Raw genomic sequence first — 593 nt, 5'->3', positions numbered from 1 at the left:
GACATCAATACGACACTCTCAACGTGGATTGAGAGAACTCCAAATATAGCTACACTTTTTGAGTGCACACTATGGATAGTGGGTGCACTTTTTAACGATAGCTTTTTCTATCGTTAAAAGGTTTGAGATTGGCTTGATAACACGTTTACATCACAATTGTTCCAGTTGCTTAGCCTGGTCTCTCCTCACGTAAATAACCGCGAGTATTTGAACTTCTTTTCTACTCTCATCAACACAAAAATAAACGTAATAATTTTTTACGCGTATTCTTCTAAAACCAAGCTCACACCACGGTTGCTCGCCAATTAACTTCACACGATAAGGCATCGTCTGTAAAGACATCATTTCCGACTTCAACAGCTCGAGTATTCTTTTAGCTATTATCGGCTCTTTTAACTCAGTGGCAATATATTCTCGAATAAGTGCAAGATGCTCTTTCGCCTGACGAGTAACTTTTACTTTATACTCATCCATTAAAGACCTCGTTCAAGCTCTTCAAAAACATCATCTATCGGATAACTATCACCACGAACCGCCTGATCATAACCTTTAGCCATCAACGCGTTAAACGTTTTCTCATCCATATCATCTTG

General features: G+C 38.8%; 1 protein-coding gene and 1 pseudogene. Both read right to left on the bottom strand.

What is annotated here, in order from left to right; all coding sequences use genetic code 11:
* Positions 1 to 150: 150 nt before the first annotated feature.
* Positions 151 to 474: a type II toxin-antitoxin system RelE/ParE family toxin gene (locus ACTJLE_RS06455; protein WP_415694053.1), complete on the bottom strand. Its 324-nt coding sequence runs from the start codon at positions 472 to 474 to the stop codon at positions 151 to 153.
* Positions 474 to 593: pseudogene (locus ACTJLE_RS06450) on the bottom strand (toxin-antitoxin system protein); the annotation flags it as partial. The gene ACTJLE_RS06455 and the pseudogene ACTJLE_RS06450, both read right to left, overlap by 1 nt.

This window comes from Gardnerella sp. CCPDSM (assembly GCF_056754715.1).
The sequence above is the reverse complement of the archived record's forward strand: the minus strand, read 5'-3'. Positions and strand labels throughout refer to the sequence as shown.

Coding starts and splice junctions, on each gene's coding strand:
- ACTJLE_RS06455 (WP_415694053.1), bottom strand. CDS start 474: ATGGATGAGTATAAAGTAAAAGTTACTCGTCAGGCGAAAGAGCATCTT.